Origin of the sequence: Duganella sp. CT11-25 (assembly GCF_047302815.1) — a bacterium.
Taxonomy (GTDB): domain Bacteria; phylum Pseudomonadota; class Gammaproteobacteria; order Burkholderiales; family Burkholderiaceae_D; genus Rugamonas.
In genome coordinates this window covers 2,404,134-2,421,490 of record NZ_JBKBFD010000001.1, presented here as the reverse complement: position 1 = coordinate 2,421,490, position 17,357 = coordinate 2,404,134, and the positions used below count along the sequence as shown (strand labels likewise).

Sequence of the window (17,357 nt, the reverse complement as noted above, 5' to 3'; positions counted from 1 at the left end):
TCCCGCTCCTTTGCCCGTACCCGATTCCGATGCCTATTCCCCGCAGCAAACGTTACTCTCGACTTCAGCGCGGCGTGGAAGCCCTGCTGGACATGGCCATGTTGGGCGGGCTGGTCAGCGCGCTGAGCTACCACTGCGGCTTGCATGGCCGCCTGGGCGTGACGCGCCATACGCTGACGTTGCCGCCTGAGCGGCGCCTGCCCCGGCCGCTGAAGATCGCTTTCGCTTCCGATTTCCACGCCGGCCGGCCGACGCATCCGGCCATCTTCGCCGATCTGTTCGCGACCATCGCGGCCGAGGCGCCGGATGTGCTGCTGTTCGGCGGCGACTACGTGACCGGACCGGCCCGCCACGCGGCGGCGCTGTGTCCGGGGCTGGCGGCCTGCCAGCCGCCGCTGGGCAAGTTCGCCGTGTTCGGCAATCACGACCTGTCGACCGACGACCAACTGATCGCGCGGCTGTTCGGCGATGCCGGCGTGACGATGCTGGTCAACCGCGCCCAGGCGCTGGCCGCGCCGTTCGACGGCGTCTCCGTCTGCGGCATGGACGATCCGTGGACCGGCGCGCCCGACGGCAACGCCACCTTCGCCGGCGCCGGCGCCACGCGCATCCTGCTGGTGCACGCGCCGGACGGTTTGCTGATGCTCGACGGCCACCGCTTCGACATCGGCTTCGCCGGGCACACGCATGGCGGCCAGATCGCGCTGCCCGACGGCACGCCGATCGTGATGCCGCAGGGACCGCTGTCGCGGCCGTATTATTACGGCCGCTTCCCGGTGCGCGACAACGGCGAGCTGATCGTCAGCCGCGGCGTCGGCTGCAGCGGCATTCCGGTGCGCATCAACGCCGATCCGGAACTGGTGATCTGCACTATGCAATAATCCCCCACATGCATCCTATCCAACTGAATGCCGAAGATCCCGCCGGACATGTAGCCATTTTGCTCATGGAGGAGTTGTCGACCGCGCTGGAGGCGATTACCGGCGACGGCGGCAAGGCTTCCTTCGACGTCGAGGACGTGCGCGGGCCGATGGCGCGCTTTGTCGTCGCGCGCGACGCCGGCGGCGCCGCGTTGGGATGCGGCGCGTTCCGGCCGCTGCAGCCGGGCGTGGCGGAGATCAAGCGCATGTATGCGCGCCACGGCACCAGCGGGGTCGGCAGCGCCGTGCTGCGCTTCCTGGAGGCCGAGGCGGCCGCGCTCGGCTATCAGGCGCTGTGGCTGGAGACGCGCCTGGTCAACCGCCGCGCGGTGGATTTCTATTCGGCGCGCGGCTACACCCGCATCGCCAACTACGGCAAGTACATCGGCAACCCGCTGGCCGTGTGCTTCGAGAAGACCCTGTAGCACAGGCCGGCCGCGCGCACGATACGTGTCAGCCTGGTCTTACATGGATCAGCTCCGAACGCCGATTCACAGCGCGCATGTTTGTTGTCACAATATTGTCTGTAAATTAAACAGGCAATACCCAACATGAAAATCGTCGATCAACGCTACCTCGACAGCGATAACCGCTATTCCACCCAACCCTGCTTGCTCAGCATCCTTGAACTTGACGACGCCGTCGCCGGCGCCACCGCCGAAGCGGACCTCGACCAGCGCCTGCAGACCGCCTTGCCGGGCCTGCGCGACCAGCGCGGCCTGGTCGGCATGCGCTGCGCCGAAGTGCCGCACGTGGTCGAACTGGTCCAGCAAGTCGCGATCGAATTGCGCCGGCTGGCGCTCAATGAAGTCACGGTGGGCTTTGTCGGCGTGGTGCCGCACATGCAAGGGCGCTACCGCCTGGTGCTGCCGTACTCCGCGAAAAACGCCGCCGCGCCCGCGCTGGCGCTGGCCACGCAATTGGTGGATGCGCTGGCGCACGGCCGCTCGTTCAACCTCAAGGCCGGGCTGGCGCGCCTGCGCGCCTTGTGCGATCGCCGCAGCAAGCCGAGGGCCGGCTACTTGATGCACACCGCCCGCACCATCTTGATGTCGGTGATCCCCAGCAAAACCTTCTCGATGCCGTCCATCTTCAGTGTCAGCATGCCGTCCTCCAGCGCCGCCGCCAGCAGCTGAGCGACGCGGCTGTGTTCCTGCAGTAGCTTCTTGACCTTGTCGGTGCCGATCATCAACTCGTGCAGGCCGACCCGGCCCTTGTAGCCCTTGTTGCACTCGTCGCAGCCGATCGCGCGGTAGAGCGTGAACTTGCCATCCTTGGCATAGCGCTCGCGCCAGCCGGCCAGCACGGCGGCGCGGCCGGCGTCGGCGTCCTTGATGAAGCTCTCGGTGTGGAGCAGCTCCTCGCAATATTCCGTCAGCAGCGCCTGCAGTTCCGCCGCCGACGGCTCGACCGCCTGCTTGCACTTGCCGCACAGGCGCTTGGCCAGCCGCTGCGCCAGGATGCCCAGCAGCGCGTCGGCGAAGTTGAACGGGTCCATGCCCATGTCCAGCAGCCGCACGATCGATTCCGGCGCGCTGTTGGTGTGCAGGGTGGCGAACACCAGGTGGCCGGTCAGCGAGGCTTCGATGCCCATGCCGACGGTTTCCTTGTCGCGCATCTCGCCGACCATGATGATGTCCGGGTCGGCGCGCAGGAAGGCCCGCATCACGGTCGCGAAGTCCATCCCGGCCTTGCGGTTGACCTGCACCTGGCGCAAGCCTTTCTGCGTGATCTCGACCGGATCCTCGGCGGTCCAGATCTTGGTGTCCGGCGTGTTCAGGTAGTTGAGCACCGAGTGCAGCGTGGTGGTCTTGCCGGAACCGGTCGGGCCGCAGACGAAAAACAAGCCATACGGTTTCTCGATGGTGGCGCGCAGGCGCTGCAGGTTGAACGGCAGCACGCCCAGCTTGTCGAGCGGAATCGGTTCGCCCGCCGCCAGGATGCGCATGACGATGTCCTCGACGCCGCCGGCCGACGGAATGGTCGCCACCCGCAGCTCGATGTCCAGCGGGCCGTATTTCTTGAACTTGATCTTGCCGTCCTGCGGCTTGCGGCGCTCGGAGATGTCGAGGTCGCACATGATCTTGACCCGCGCCACCAGCGCGCTGCGGTAGCTGGCCGGAATCTCGATGTAGGGCACCAGCGTGCCGTCCTTGCGGAAGCGGATGCCAGTCTTGCCCTTGCCCGGCAGCGGTTCGATGTGGATGTCGGACACGCCCTGGCGGTAGGCGTCCATGATGATCTTGTTGAGCAGCTTGACCAGCTCGTTCTCGACCGCCTCCGACACCTCGGCCGAACCTTCGCCCTCGTCGTCGCCGTCGTCCATGCCGGACAGCAGGTCGCCGACGCTGCCGCTGTCGGCGTGGCCGTAGAACAGTTCCACCATCTGGCGGAACTCGCGCCGGCTGGTGACGCGGAACACCGGCTTGGCCTTGGGCAGGATCTGGTTGACGATGTGGGTGTGCGCCACCCGATCCGGATCCAGCGCCACCACCAGCGTGCCGTCCTTGCCGTCTTCCAGCGGCAGCCAGCCGGATTCCTCGACGTACTGGCGCTTGAGGTTTTTCAGCAAGTCCATCGGTTTCAGGCGGTCCGGCTTGAAGTGCTCGTACGGCACGCCGAAGAATTTCTCCAGCGCCACGCCGATGGCGGGCAGCTTGATCTCGAACTCGTCGATCAGCACGTCCTCGATATCGATGTCCTGCTTGCGGGCCGAGCGCGTGGCCAGTTCCAGTTCCTGCGCCGACAGCACCGCTTCGGTCACCAGCCCGTCATATTTGGTGCGTACCATTTGCGGCGGTTTCATGCGCTGGGAAAACGCCACCGACAAGGTTTCGCACAGCTCCTTGACGCCCGCTTCGGCGATGGCGGAGAACGGTGCGCGGTCGCGGTTGTTGATGAACTGGACCACGCCCAGCAGCTCGCGCGATTGCACCGCGATCAGCGGCGCCACCAGCATCTGCCGGGTGCGGTAGCCGGTGCGCTGGTCGACGCCTTGCTGGAAACGCAACTCCGGCGAGTATCGCGCCAGCTCCGTCTGGTCGTAGACGTCGGCGATGTTGACGGTCTTGCGCGTCAGCGCCACGTAGCCGGCGATGCTGGCCGGCGTCACCGCCAGCTTGAGGTCGCGGAACGAGGTCAGCCCGGTCTTGACCTTGGAGACGATGTAATCCTTTTCGTTGTCCATCGCGTACAGCGTGAAGCGGTCGCAGTTGAACAGGTCGCAGAACTCCATGCCCAGGTCGAGCATGATTTCATCGAGATTGCTGGTGGCGTGGATCTTGGTGGTGACGGTCTGCAACTTCTGGAAGAACGCCAGCCGCAGATCGACATCGCTGGCGGTGGGGCCAGGGCGGGAACTGGGGAGGCCGGCGTCGTTCATGATGGCGTCCTTCGGGACGAAGCTACTGGTTCAGTTCGACTTCCATGCCTTCGTAAGCGAGGAAGACCTGCAATCCATTGAGCAGCGGAGCGTGGCGCGTCATCACTTCGGCGAACACGGCTTCCAGTTCGTCGTCGCTGCGGGTCGGTTCGTGATGAGTGCAGTATAACGCTTTGACGCCGCAGCGCAGCGCCATTGCAAAGGCTGAATCGAAGGTGCCGTGGCCCCAGCCCTGCTTGGCCGGATATTCCTCGCGGGTGTAGGAGCAGTCGACGATCAGCGCGTCGACGCCCAGGACCACGGCGTCGATGGCGGCGTTGCGCTCGTCCATCCAGCGCTGGTAGGTGTCGTGCTCCGGGTGGCCGGCGGGGTGGATGTTGTAGTGCGGCTCGTGGTCGCCGGTGAAGAACAGCGAGCGGCCGTGGCATTCGATGCGGTAGCCCAGGTCGGTGACCGGGTGGTTCATCACCACGTTGTGGATGGTGGCGTCGCCGACCTGGATGGCCTGGCCGATGTCCAGCGTCTGGTATTCGATGGTGGCGTCCATCTGCGTTTCGCTGACCGGGAAATAGCTGTTTTGCAACTGCACGCCCATCACGTGCTCGATGCCGTTGCCGGTGACCGGATCGGTCACGCCGTGCAGCCGCACCCTGCTGTCGCGGATAAACAGCGGCGTGAAGAAGGGCAGGCCGTGGATATGGTCCCAGTGGCTGTGGGTAATGAAGATGTTGGCGTGGATAGGCTTGGTCTTGTTCTGTATCAGCGACTGGGCCAGCGAGAACAGACCGGTGCCGCCATCGATGATGATCAGGGTGTCGTTGTCGGTGCGCACTTCGATGCAGGTGGTGTTGCCGCCATAGCGCGCCGTGCGCGGGCCGGGGGAGGGAATGGAACCACGCACTCCCCAAAATTTGAATTTCATGCTCAATCCCTGATGATCGCTTTGTTGTTTTTGCTAGATGCCGCCGGCCGATGATAGCTTTTTTTTTACACAGCAGGGAAAAACCCGACAGTGGATGCGGCAATTTTGAGCCTGCGGCCATTTCCCGATGTACAACAGCTTGCACTGGAGCTACACTTCCAGACTGGGACTATGCGTATCTGCTAGTGACCCGCCATAACAGGTACTAAAAAAACAACCATGCAAGAGTTGAATCAAACGCAAATCGCCCAACGCCTGGACCAACTGACCGAGCTCAGCGTCCAGCTGGGCAGCAATCACGATACCGATTCGTTGCTGGAGCGTATCCTCACGGTCGCCAAGGGCATGACCAACGCCGACGGCGGCACGCTGTACCGTCCGAGCGAAGACAAGCAGCACCTCGATTTTCACATCCTGATCAACGACACGCTGGACATACATCAAGGTGGCGCCAGCGGCGAGCCGATTACCGCGCCCGGCGTGCCGCTGTTCGACGGCAGCGGCGAAAAGAACCTGGCCTCGGTGGCGGCCTATGCGGCGCACTTCGGCCTGTCGGTCAACATCGAGGATGTGTACAAGGCGGACGTCTTCAACTTCTCCGGCATGGTCAAGTTCGACCAGTTGCGCAACTACCATACGCAATCGATCCTGACGGTGCCGATGAGCGACCACGAGGGCGAACTGGTGGGCGTGCTGCAGCTGATCAACGCCAAGGACGCCGACAGCGGCGGCATCCACGCCTTCTCGCAGACCGACCAGCGCTTCATCGAAGCGCTGGCCGCCCAGGCCGCCGTCGCGCTGACCCACCAGCGCCTGATCGCGCAACTGGAAGAACTGCTGGAAGCGCTGGTCAACCTGATCAACATCGGCATCGACGAGAAGTCGCCGTACACCGGCCGCCACTGCCAGTTCGTGCCGGAGCTGACGATGATGCTGGCCGAGGCCGTGCACAACACCGAGACCGGCCCGCTGGCCGCTTTCCGCATGAACGACGGCGACCGCAAGGAGCTGTGGCTGGCCGGCCTGCTGCACGATTGCGGCAAGATCACCACCCCGGTGCACGTGGTCGACAAGGCCACCAAGCTGGAAACCATCTTCGACCGCATCGCCGTGATCGACACCCGCTTCGAGGTGCTGCTGCGCGATGCGGAAATCGCCGCGCTGAAGCGCAAGCTGGCGGCGGGCGGCGACGCCGCCGCGATCGCCGCCATCGATACCGAACTGGCGCAGCTGCAAGCGACGCTGCGCGAGGAACGCGACTTCATCCGTTACGCCAACATCGGCGGCGAGGGCATGAAGGCCGAAGACCAGGAGCGCGTGCGCCAGATCGGCCAGCGCCGCTGGACCGGCCCGGACGGCGCCGAGCAGGACTTCTTCGACGCCGACGAGCTGATGAACCTGACCATCAAGTTCGGCACGCTGACCGAGGCCGAACGCAAGATCATCAACAACCACATCTCGATGTCGATCCGCATGCTGGAGTCGCTGCCGTGGCCCAAGCACCTGAAGAACGTGCCCGAGTACGCCGGCGGCCACCACGAGCGCATGGACGGCAAGGGCTATCCGCGCGGCCTGACCAAGGAGCAGATGTCGATCCAGGCGCGGCTGATGGCGATCGCCGACATCTTCGAGGCGCTGACCGCCAAGGACCGGCCTTACAAGAAAGGCAAGATGCTGTCGGAGTCGCTGCGCATCCTCGGCCACTTCTCGCTCAACGGCCATATCGACCCGGACCTGTTCGATATCTTCATCCGCAGCAAGATCTACATGCAGTTCGCGCTGAAGAACATGGACGAAAAGCAGATCGACGAGATCGACGAAGCCAAGATTCCCGGCTACACGCCTTAAGGACCGCGCGTGCGCCTGCTCCCCGCCCAATGGACCAAGCTATTCGGCAAGACCGTGCGCAAGTACGGCCTGCGCTGGGCGCTGGGCCTGTGCCTGACCGCCGTGGCGGTGCTGCAGGTCTCGGGCGACATCCGCATCGACGCCATCGAGCGCATGGACACCTTCTTCTCCGGCCTGCGCATGCGGCTGGTCAAGCCGGTGCTCGATCCCAAGATCGTCATCGTCGACATCGATGAGAAGAGCATCGCCGAGGTCGGCCATTTCCCCTGGAACCGCAAGATCGTCGCCCGGCTGGTGACGCAGCTGACCACGCACTACGAAGTCGCGGCGGCCGGCTTCGACATTGTGTTCCCCGAGGCGGACAACACTTCCGGCTACGACGTGCTGGACCACCTGGCCGAGGGCGAGATGAAAAACGTCGCCGGCTTCCGCGGCAAGGTCGATGCGCTCAAGGAGTCGCTCGACTACGACGGCCTGCTGGCCAGCGCGCTGCAGGACCAGCCGGTGGTGCTGGGCTATAACATCGCCGACGACCAGCGCAAGGGCAAGCTGCCCGATCCCTTCTTCACCACCGAGACGCTGAACGGCCGCACCGTGCCGGCCTTCGGTTCCAACGGCTACCTGGCCAACCTGGAGCGGCTGCAGGAGGCGGCGGCCACCGGGGGCATCTTCACCGCCATCACCGACGCCGACGGCATCCTGCGCCGCTCGGCGCTGCTGATGCGCATCGGCGACGGCTACTATCCGACGCTGTCGCTGGCCACCGCCGCCGTCGCGCTGCAGGCGCGCGCCATCACGCCGTCGTTCTCGACCAACGTGGCGGAGCTGTCGGCTTCCGAGCGCGCCCACGGCGGCCTGGAAAAGCTGCTGATGTTCGTCGGCCAGGAGAAAAAGCCGCTGGTGATCCCGGTCGGCGAAAACCTCACCGGCGCCATCGAGTTCCGCGGCACCGGCGGTCCCAAGGGCGGCGCCTTCCCCTACGTGTCGGCGGCCGATGTGCTGGCCGGCCGGGTCAAGAAGGATGTCATGGCCGGCCATATCATCCTGGTCGGCACCACCGCGCCGGGCCTGCTGGACTTGCGGCCGACGCCGGTCAACAACGAATACCCGGGGGTGGAAGTCCACGCCAACCTGATCAAGTCCATCCTCGACGAGCGTTTCAAGGTGCGTCCCGACTATGCCGACGGCATCGAGGGCATGCAGGTGGTGCTGGTGGGGCTGCTGCTGTCGATCGCGCTGGCGGTGATGTCGCCGCTGCGCTCCATCCTGTTGGCGGCGCTGGTGGCCGGCGGCGTGTTCGGCCTGAACTACTGGGCCTACACCGACATGGACTGGGTGCTGAAGATGGCGATGACGCTGGTGCTGATCGCCTGCGTGTTCGTGCTCAACGTCGCCTGGGGCTATTTCTTCGAGGTGCGCAAGGGGCAGGCGCTGGTGTCGCGCTTCGGCGAGTACGTGGCGCCCGAGCTGGTGGCCGAGATGGCGGAAAACCCGGAAAAATACAATATGGACGGCGAAAGCCGCGAGCTGACCGTGCTGTTCGTCGACGTGCGCGGCTTCACCACCATTTCCGAAGGGCTGACGCCCAAGGCGCTGCGCGAGTACATCAACCTGTACCTGACGGCGATGTCGGAAGACATCCGCGACAGCCATCGCGGCACGCTGGACAAGTACATCGGCGACGCGGTGATGGCGTTCTGGGGCGCGCCGGTGGCGTTCGACGACCACGCCAGCCGCGCGGTCGCCACCTCGCTGCTGATGCAGGCCAGCGCGCACCGCCTCAACGACGACTTCGTCGCGCGCGGCTGGCCGCCGCTGAAGATCGGCATCGGCCTGAACTCCGGCCTGATGCACGTGGGCGACATGGGCTCCAAGATCCGCCGCGCCTATACGGTGATGGGCGACGCCGTCAACCTCGGTTCGCGGCTGGAAGGCATCACCAAGGTCTACGGGGTCGGCATCACGGTCGGCGAAGCGACCCGCGCCGCCGCGCCGGAGTTCGCCTACCGCGAGCTGGACCTGGTCAAGGTCAAGGGCAAGAACGAGCCGGTGGCGATCTTCGAGCCGATTGTCTTGGACAAAGACCTGGCCGACGCCGAACGCCATGAACTGGAGCGCTGGCACGCGGCGCTGGCCGCCGTGCGCGCCCAGCAGTGGGAGCAGGCGGAAACCATCATCGCCGAACTGCAGGCGCTGTCGCCGGGGCGCGGCTTGTACCAGCTGTACGTTGAACGCATCGCCTATTACCGCGCGCATCCGCCGGGCGAGGGCTGGGATGGCGTTACCACCTTCGAAACCAAATAATGAAAAATCGGCAACCGTGATAGTGAAATAACACAGCCACAACTTCCGCGGAAAATGTGCCGCGCAGCGCGAAAATTCGTGGCGAATTGGGCAATTCGGTCTACACTTTAGAGAACACAAGTTTCCTTGTGGCTAAATTTCTCTTGGCAACTATCCCTGTGCCGCTCTACATGAACGACTGAAATCCAACACTTGAGCCTGCCAGGCCAAATTCGAAGGTTTCAAATAGGCATTACTTAAAGCCTATGCTAGCATCGAAGAGAATTTGTTAATTAATAGTAACAAATATGCAAACTTACGCTGTATCCCGACACGATTACAAGAGCTGACACATGAGAAATAGCCTAACGCGCCTGCTTGCAGGTTCCCTATTAGCCGCAGCCGTCACATCGGCCTGGGCAGCGGACGACGTGATCCGTTTTGAGATCGCCCGTTTCGAGGTCAAGGGCAACACGCTGCTGCCGCAACCGCAAATCGACGAGCTGCTGAGCAAATTCACCGGCAAGGAGCGCGACTTCGGCGACGTCCAGCGCGCCCTGGAGGCACTGGAGGCGGTGTACCACCAGCGCGGCTACAACGTGGTGACGATCGAGCTGCCGGAGCAGGAACTCAACCGCGGCGTGGTGCAGCTGCGCGTGGTGGAAACCAGGATCGGCCGCGTCAGCGTCAAGGGCAACCAATACTTCGACGAAGCCAATATCCGCCGCAGCCTGCCGGCGCTGCAGGAAGGCCGCACGCCGAACCTGAAGGAAGTGTCGTCGAACCTGAAGCAGGGCAACGAAAATCCGTCCAAGCAGGTCACGATGAAGCTGCAGAGCGGCGACAAGGACGACGAGGTCGACGCCGTGCTGGAGGTCAAGGACGAGTCGCCATGGAAGGTGATGGCCAACGCCGACAACACCGGCACCGAATCCACCGGCAAGACCCACCTCGGCGTGATCCTGCAGAACGCCAACCTGTTCGGCCGCGACCACCTGGCCTCGCTGCAGTACACCACCTCGGCCGAAGAGCCGGGCCGCGTCAAGGTGTACGGCGCCGGCTACCATATTCCGCTGTACGGCTCGGGCGATTCGCTGGACTTCTTTGCCAGCTACTCCAACGTCGATTCCGGCACCATCTCGGCCGGCGCCCTCAACCTGGCCGTCAGCGGCAAGGGCGCCGTGTACGGCGCGCGCTACAACCAGGCGCTGGACAAGCGCGGCGAGCTGGAGTCGCACCTGAGCTACGGCCTCGACGTCAAGGCCTTCAAGAACAGCATCCAGCTGTCGGGCACCGAACTGGGCAACGATGTCACCGTGCATCCGGTCAGCATCAGCTACCAGGCCAGCCTGCCGATCAAGCAGGGCGAAATCGGCGGCCAGGTCACACTGGTGCGCAATATCTCGGGCGGCTCGAACGGCGGCCAGGACGCCTTCACGCTGGCGCGCATCAACGCCAAGACCGACTACACCATCTTGCGCGTGGGCGGCAGCATCACCCGCGCGCTGGCCGGCGACTGGCAGGTACGCGCCATCGCCAACGGCCAATACAGCAGCGATGCGCTGATTCCCGGCGAGCAGTTCGGCGCCGGCGGCGCGACCTCGGTCCGCGGCTTCATCGAGCGCGAGATTTCCAACGATTCCGGCCTCGGCGTCAACCTGGAAGTCTACACGCCGAACCTGTGTCAGCGTGCGGGCTGGAATTGCCGCCTGCTGGGTTTCTACGACAGCGCCTATGTCAAGCGCAACCACGCACAGCCCGGCGAACTGGACAGCACATCCATCGCCAGCACCGGCGTCGGTGCGCGTTTCGTGCTGTCGACCTATGTCAATCTGCAACTTGATTATGGCCATGTGCTGCGTGCCGGCGCCACCACCCGCGCCGACGCCAACCGCCTTCACGTGCGTGTGGCCCTGGCCTATTGATGACGTAAAGAAGAACTAAAATGAAAACGCAAACCCAATTCAAACTGCGCCGCAAGCTGCTGGCCGTGGTGGTGGCCGCCGCGTTCGGCGCCGCGCAAGCCAATCCGGTGGCGCCAACCGTGGTGCACGGCATGGCGACCTTCAACCAGCAGGGTAGCCTGTATTCGATCACCAATACGCCCAACACCATCATCGACTGGCGCAGCTTCTCGATCAATGCGGGCGAGATCACCCGCTTCATCCAGCAGAGCAGCGACAGCAAGGTGCTCAACCGCATCACCGGCCAGGACCCGAGCCAGATCCTCGGCGCGCTGCAATCGAACGGCAAGGTATTCCTGATTAACCCGAACGGCGTGGTGTTCGGCGCCGGTTCGCGGGTGGACGTCGCCGGCCTGGTCGCATCGAGCCTGAATATCTCCAATTCCGATTTCCTGGCCGGCAAGAACAACTTCGACGGCGCCGCCAGCGCGGGCAAGGTCAGCAACCAGGGCAACATCACCACGCCGTCCGGCGGCCAGATCTTCCTGGTCGCGCCGGCGGTGGAAAACAGCGGCGTCATCTCCTCGCCGAACGGCGATGTGGTGCTGGCGGCCGGCCACAGCGTGCAGCTGTTCGATTCCAAGGATCCGAACGTGCAAGTGGTGGTGTCGGCGCCGGCCGACCAGGCGGTCAACCTCGGCAGCATCGTGGCGCAGGGCGGCCGCGTCGGCGTGTACGGCGCGCTGGTCAACCAGCGCGGCGCCATCAACGCCAACAGCGCAGTGCGCGGCGAGAACGGCCAGATCATCCTCAAGGCCAGCGGCACCACGCTGGTGGAAGCGGGCAGCGTGACCAGCGCCACCGGCAGCAACCTCAACACCGGCGGCGACATCATGCTGCTGGGCGCCAGGGTCGGCGTGACCGGCAATGCCGTGGTCGACGCCAGCGGCGAAGCGGGCGGCGGCAAGGTGCTGGTGGGCGGCGATTACCAGGGCAAGAACGCGGCGGTGCAGAACGCCCGCCAAACCTATGTCGGCGCGGACAGCGTCATCAAGGCCGACGCCACCGTCAACGGCGACGGCGGCACGGTGGTGGTGTGGGCGGACGACAGCACGCGCATGCACGGCAGCTTGTCGGCACGCGGCGGCGCGGCCGGCGGCAATGGCGGCCAGGTCGAAACCTCGGCCAATTTCCTCGACGTGGGCGGCGCCCGCGTGACCACCGGCGCGGCCAAGGGCAAGACCGGCACCTGGCTGCTGGATCCTTACGATCTGACCATCAATCTGACGGAGGGCGGCGCCGTCGGCCTGGGCGACGTCGACCAGTTCGCGGATACGCCGATCACGGGCTCGACGCACATCGACGCCGGTACGCTGTCGAGCGCGACTTCCAACATCGTCCTGCAAGCCAAGCACGACATCCTGTTCAGCAACGCCGTCACCAACAGCAACAGCGGCGTGAGCCTGACGGCGCAGGCCGGCAATAACATCACGGTCAACGCCGCATTGTCCATGATGGGCGATATCACGCTGACGGCCAATGACGCCGCCAGCGGCGTCGCGACCGGCATGGGCGCGATCACCGTGGCCGACCTGAGCAGCACCACCGCCATCGCCACCCACGGCAACAATCTGACCATGACGGGCGCCAATATCACCGTCAACGGCAAGGTCAACCTCGCCGGCGGCGATTTCGAGGGGCGCGTCGCCTCGACCGGCGGCTTCTTCACCACCGGCGCCAACGGCGTCATCTCGACCACCAGCGGCAGCCCGGCCCTGATCTCGATCATCGCCGACAATATCAACCTGAACAGCGCCGCCGGCAGCATCGGCGGCGGCGCCAGCGATGGCATGGATTCGGTGTCGCTGGCGGCTTACTCGGCCAGTCGCGCCATCACGCTCGGCGGCAGCGAATCCACCGCTTCGCTGACCCTGACCCAAGGCGACCTGGACGCGATCGGCAGCGGCAGCCTGTCGATAGGTCACAGCAGCTCCGGCAATATCGTCAGCGCCGGCGATATCACCTTCAACCAGGCGCTCACCCGCAACCTGCTGCTGGAAAGCGCCGGCAACATCACGCTCAGTCATGTGTTGACCGCGAAAGACGCGCTGTACGTCAGCGTCGATGGCAGCGGCACACTGACGACCGGCGCCGGCGCCGACCTGTGCTTCGGCACGGTCGCGTTGAAGGGCAACAGCATGACCCTGGGCGGCAAGGTGGCCGGAAGCAGCATTTCCGTCAATACCTTTGGCAACGGCACGGCGATCAGCCTGGGCACCGGAACTACCGGACTGAGCCTGACGCAAGCCGAGCTGGGCGCGCTGCATAGCACCGTATTGAACATCGGCACGGACCAGGACCGCACCGGTGCCACCACCGTGACAAGCGCGATTGACCTGAGCGGCGGTGATACCGCCACCGCCCACCTGAACATCGGCGGCGCCGCGATCACCGTGACCGGCGCGCTGAAGGCGAATGGCGCGCTGGCGCTGGATGGCACGGGAGCGCTCAGCGGCGCCGGCGTCATCACCGCCGGCGACCTGACGCTGCACGGCAGCTCGGTCTCGCTGACTGGCGCCAGCACCGTCGATTCTGTGCAGGGCAGCGCTTCAACCGGCAACTTCAGCTTCAAGACGGCCGGTAGCATGTACATCGCCGGCGGCGGCATCACCGCGACCTCCGGCAATACCACGCTGACGTCCGTCTCCGGCGGCATCAGCCAGGATATGTATGCGCCGATCAAGACGCAAGGCCTGGCGCTGGCTGCGGCCAGCGCGGCGCAGCTGAACTCCAGCTCCAATCAGATCGATGCGCTGAGCGCCACCAGCGTCAGCTCGCTATCGCTGACCGACATGGGCACGCTGACGCTGAACACCATCACGCTGAGCGGCGCCGTTGAGGACAATGTGATCAGCATTCATGCCGGCGATATCACAGTGGCGGGCCCTCTCGACGCAAAGACCAATCCGATATACCTGATGGGCAGCGCGATCACCGGCGGCGGCGTCATCACCGCCGGCATGCTGAACGTGGACGGCAGCTCGGTCGCGCTGACCGGCGCCAACAAGGCCAGCATCATCGCCGGCCATTCCGACACCACCTTCAGCTATAACGCTTCTGGCAATGTATCACTCGGCAGCATCACCGCCGATACCAGCCTGACGCTGACGGCCACCGGCAATATCACGCAGCAGTTTGGCTACAGCTATATCGATACGCCGCTGCTTAGTGTGAGCACGCCGGGCGTGGTCAGTATCGGCGGCGCCACCAATGCTATCGACGCACTGACCGCCACCAGCGTCGGTTCGCTCACGTTCAGCAATCCGGGGGCGGTCACGCTGAATGCGATCACGCTGACCAACGCTGGTACGGGCGGCGCGGTGGACATCCAGAGCAACGGAGCCATCACGCTGGCGCAGGCGCTGAATGCCGGCAGCAAGGGGATTGTTTCGCTGGAGGGCGAATCGGTGACGATCAACGCCACCGCTGCCGCCGATATTTTCAAGATCGGCGCTAACACGCTGACTCTGGCGGCGAACGTTTCCGCGAACGTCGTCAGCATCGAGCCGCTGGGCCAGAACTACAGCATGGTGATCGGTTCCGGCAGCGGCTGCGGCGCGACTTGCCTGGCGGTGGATAACATGTATTACCTGGTGGCGCCGACGCTGGGCCTGGGCTCGACCGATAGCTACCAGCAGGTGGGGGGCATCTCGGTCAGCGGCATCAGCGGTACCGGCACGTCGGCTTCCAGCATCAACTCAATCACCACCCGCATCGGCCTGCTCAACACGGCTGGCGACATTACCCAGAGCGGCGCGATCGTCGTGCGCGACCTGGGCATCGAGACCGAAGGCCATGTCACGCTGAACAACGCCGGCAATCATGTCAACAACCTGGGTGTGTCGCAAACCGGCAGCGGCAAGAATGTCCAGTTCACCGACAACACCACGCTGGCGATTGCCAAGCTGCAGGGCGGCACCGTCACGGCGACGCAGCTCTACAGTATCGATGGTGTGCAGTCCGATGGCGATGTCACGCTGAATGTCACCGGCGGCATCGTCAAGGGCGGCGGTACAGTGCCTGGCGGCAGTATCGTCGCGAATGGATTGACGATGACCACCACCGGCGGTGTCGGCACCGGCACCAGTACCAGCACCGCGCTGGTGACCAAGGTGTCCTCGCTGGATGTGGTCAACACCGCCGGCAGCCACAGCACGGCGGCCATCAATATCGCCAACACCAACAACACTGAGCATGGCTCGGTGTTGACCGTGAACCGGGCGATCCAGAGCGGCACCGACAACGACGGCGCCATCAAGATCGACAATACCGGCGGGATGACGATCGCGGCCGGCTCGCCGCCGACCAATGGCGTGCAGACCGGCATCGGTAGCATCACGCTGCAAACCCACAGCCCGCTGGTGATCAATGGCAGCGTCACTTCGACGTCCGGCAATATCACGCTGGCGGCAGGTACCGGCTACGACACGAGCAATACGATCACCATCGGCAGCACCGCCAATGTGACGACCGGCGGCTCGGTGTCGGTGACGGCGACCTCGTACAGCAATACTGCCGGTGGTACCGTGGACGATGGCGATCACAGTGTCACGCCGATCATCCAGACGCCAACCCCGCCTCCGACGCCTACCCCAGCGCCGACGCCAACGCCGACGCCAACGCCAACGCCAACGCCAACGCCAACGCCAACGCCGACACCAACGCCGACACCAACGCCAACGCCAGTGCCGACTCCGGTGCCGACACCAGTGCCGACCCCAGTGCCGACCCCAGTGCCGACGCCAGTGCCGACGCCAACCCCGACGCCAACCCCGCCGCCTTCGGCCGACATCTGCACCATCGCACCGAATTCGGCGTTGTGCCAAGTGTTGTCGCCGCCGACGGCCAGCGAGCCGGTCAAGCCGGTGCAGCAAGCGTCGAACGAGATCATCAAGACGGTGACGACCTCCGCGCCGAAGACCGACTTCGACCAGCTGGCCTTCCTCGACACGAAGAAAACCACCACGTCCAGCGGCGGCAGCAGCACCGGCGGCGCGGCCACCTCGACCACGCCTGACGACACCAAGTCGGACAAGACGGCCGACAAGGCGGCCGACAAGACCGACACCAAAGAAGTCGCATCCAATGACAAGAGCGGAACCAAAAATGAACCAACTAAAAAAATGTACTGCAATTAAGGCGCTGATGCTGCTGGCCCTGTTTTGGGTGGCCGGCGCCAGCTGGGCCGCGCAGGTTGCCGGCACCGTTGTGCAACTGAGCGGCCCCTTGCTGGCCAAGAAGGCCGACGGCGCAGTGCGCATCCTGTCGATGCGTTCTGAAGTGGAGAGCGGCGATACGCTGGTGACGGAGAAAAACACCTACGCCATGGTGAAATTCATCGACAACAGCGAAATCACACTGAAGCCGTCGACCACCTTCAAGGTCGAGGACTTCAGCTACGACGCCGGCAAGCCGGACGGCGACAACGCTTCGTTCAGCCTGGTCAAGGGCGGCCTGCGCTCGGTGACCGGCCTGCTTGGCAAGCGCAACAAGGAAAAGTTCGCGATGAAGACGCCGAGCGCCACCATCGGCATTCGCGGCACCACCTTCATTGCCGAGTGGGTTGAGCCATCGGCGCAAGCGGTCGCCGCACGCGAAGCCTATCTGATGGCCAGCACCGCCGCGCTGGGCGACGCCTATCCAATCCAGCCGCTGATGCTGGCGCAGATCAATATCCCGCTGCCGACCGGCGTGACGCCGAATCCGGGAGTGACGGCACCCCTGCCACCGGGCTTGTACGTACAGGTGATTGACGGCTTGATCAACGTGACCAACAAGGGCGGCACCCAGAATTTCGCCGCCGGCCAGTTCGGCTTTACGCCGACCCCGAGCCAGGCGCCTGTTTTCGTGCCGAAGGACCCGGGCCTGCAGTTCACGCTGCCGAAGGCATTCAGTGCGCCACCGCCTGTATCGGGATCGAGTTCCGCGCCCAAGTCCAACGCCGTCGATTGCGAAGTACGCTAAGCGCTCCGCATCCCCTCCAAGGCCAGGTCGATACCTGGCCTTTTTCTTTGCCGAAAGCGCTTGACCTTACTATC

Annotated in this window: 10 protein-coding genes; 8 read left to right on the top strand and 2 right to left on the bottom strand. The window is 64.5% G+C overall.

Going from position 1 to position 17,357, the window contains the following annotated elements; translation table 11 throughout:
* The first annotated feature begins 74 nt into the window (after positions 1-74).
* The 3 genes from ACEN9F_RS10230 (at position 75) to ACEN9F_RS10220 (ending at position 2,056) form a co-directional block, all read left to right on the top strand.
* On the top strand, positions 75-881 hold the full coding sequence (locus tag ACEN9F_RS10230) for a metallophosphoesterase (RefSeq protein WP_413419916.1): 807 nt from the start codon (positions 75-77) through the stop codon (positions 879-881).
* A gap of 65 nt (positions 882-946) precedes the next feature.
* Positions 947-1,345, top strand: coding sequence for a GNAT family N-acetyltransferase (locus tag ACEN9F_RS10225; protein WP_413419915.1), 399 nt, complete (start codon positions 947-949; stop codon positions 1,343-1,345).
* A 126-nt stretch (positions 1,346-1,471) separates the two neighbouring features.
* A complete protein-coding gene (locus ACEN9F_RS10220) occupies positions 1,472-2,056 on the top strand; it encodes a cyanophycin synthetase family protein (RefSeq protein WP_413419914.1) in 585 nt (194 codons plus the stop codon).
* Here the strand turns inward: ACEN9F_RS10220 and ACEN9F_RS10215 are convergent.
* Both ACEN9F_RS10215 and ACEN9F_RS10210 read right to left on the bottom strand, forming a co-directional pair.
* Positions 1,939-4,302, bottom strand: a complete 2,364-nt coding sequence (locus ACEN9F_RS10215; RefSeq protein ID WP_413419913.1) for an ATPase, T2SS/T4P/T4SS family — start codon at positions 4,300-4,302, stop codon at positions 1,939-1,941. The two genes, ACEN9F_RS10220 and ACEN9F_RS10215, sit on opposite strands and share 118 nt — an antisense overlap.
* A gap of 22 nt (positions 4,303-4,324) precedes the next feature.
* Positions 4,325-5,224 carry an MBL fold metallo-hydrolase gene (locus ACEN9F_RS10210; protein WP_413419912.1) on the bottom strand — a complete coding sequence of 300 codons (900 nt, stop codon included), beginning with the start codon at positions 5,222-5,224 and terminating at the stop codon, positions 4,325-4,327.
* Between the two features lie 219 nt (positions 5,225-5,443).
* Between ACEN9F_RS10210 and ACEN9F_RS10205 the strand changes: the two genes are divergently transcribed.
* From ACEN9F_RS10205 to ACEN9F_RS10185, 5 genes are all read left to right on the top strand, one after another.
* Complete coding sequence (locus tag ACEN9F_RS10205; RefSeq protein ID WP_413419911.1) at positions 5,444-7,072, top strand: HD domain-containing phosphohydrolase; 1,629 nt, start codon at positions 5,444-5,446, stop codon at positions 7,070-7,072.
* A gap of 9 nt (positions 7,073-7,081) precedes the next feature.
* A complete protein-coding gene (locus ACEN9F_RS10200; RefSeq protein WP_413419910.1) occupies positions 7,082-9,376 on the top strand; it encodes a CHASE2 domain-containing protein in 2,295 nt (764 codons plus the stop codon).
* A 332-nt stretch (positions 9,377-9,708) separates the two neighbouring features.
* Entirely contained in the window at positions 9,709-11,280 is a 1,572-nt protein-coding gene (locus ACEN9F_RS10195) for a ShlB/FhaC/HecB family hemolysin secretion/activation protein (RefSeq protein ID WP_413419909.1), read from the top strand.
* Positions 11,281-11,300: 20 nt separating this feature from the next.
* On the top strand, positions 11,301-16,457 hold the full coding sequence (locus ACEN9F_RS10190; protein ID WP_413419908.1) for a beta strand repeat-containing protein: 5,157 nt from the start codon (positions 11,301-11,303) through the stop codon (positions 16,455-16,457).
* On the top strand, positions 16,426-17,283 hold the full coding sequence (locus ACEN9F_RS10185; protein WP_413419907.1) for a FecR domain-containing protein: 858 nt from the start codon (positions 16,426-16,428) through the stop codon (positions 17,281-17,283). The genes ACEN9F_RS10190 and ACEN9F_RS10185 overlap by 32 nt, the downstream gene beginning before the upstream one ends.
* Positions 17,284-17,357 lie beyond the last annotated feature (74 nt).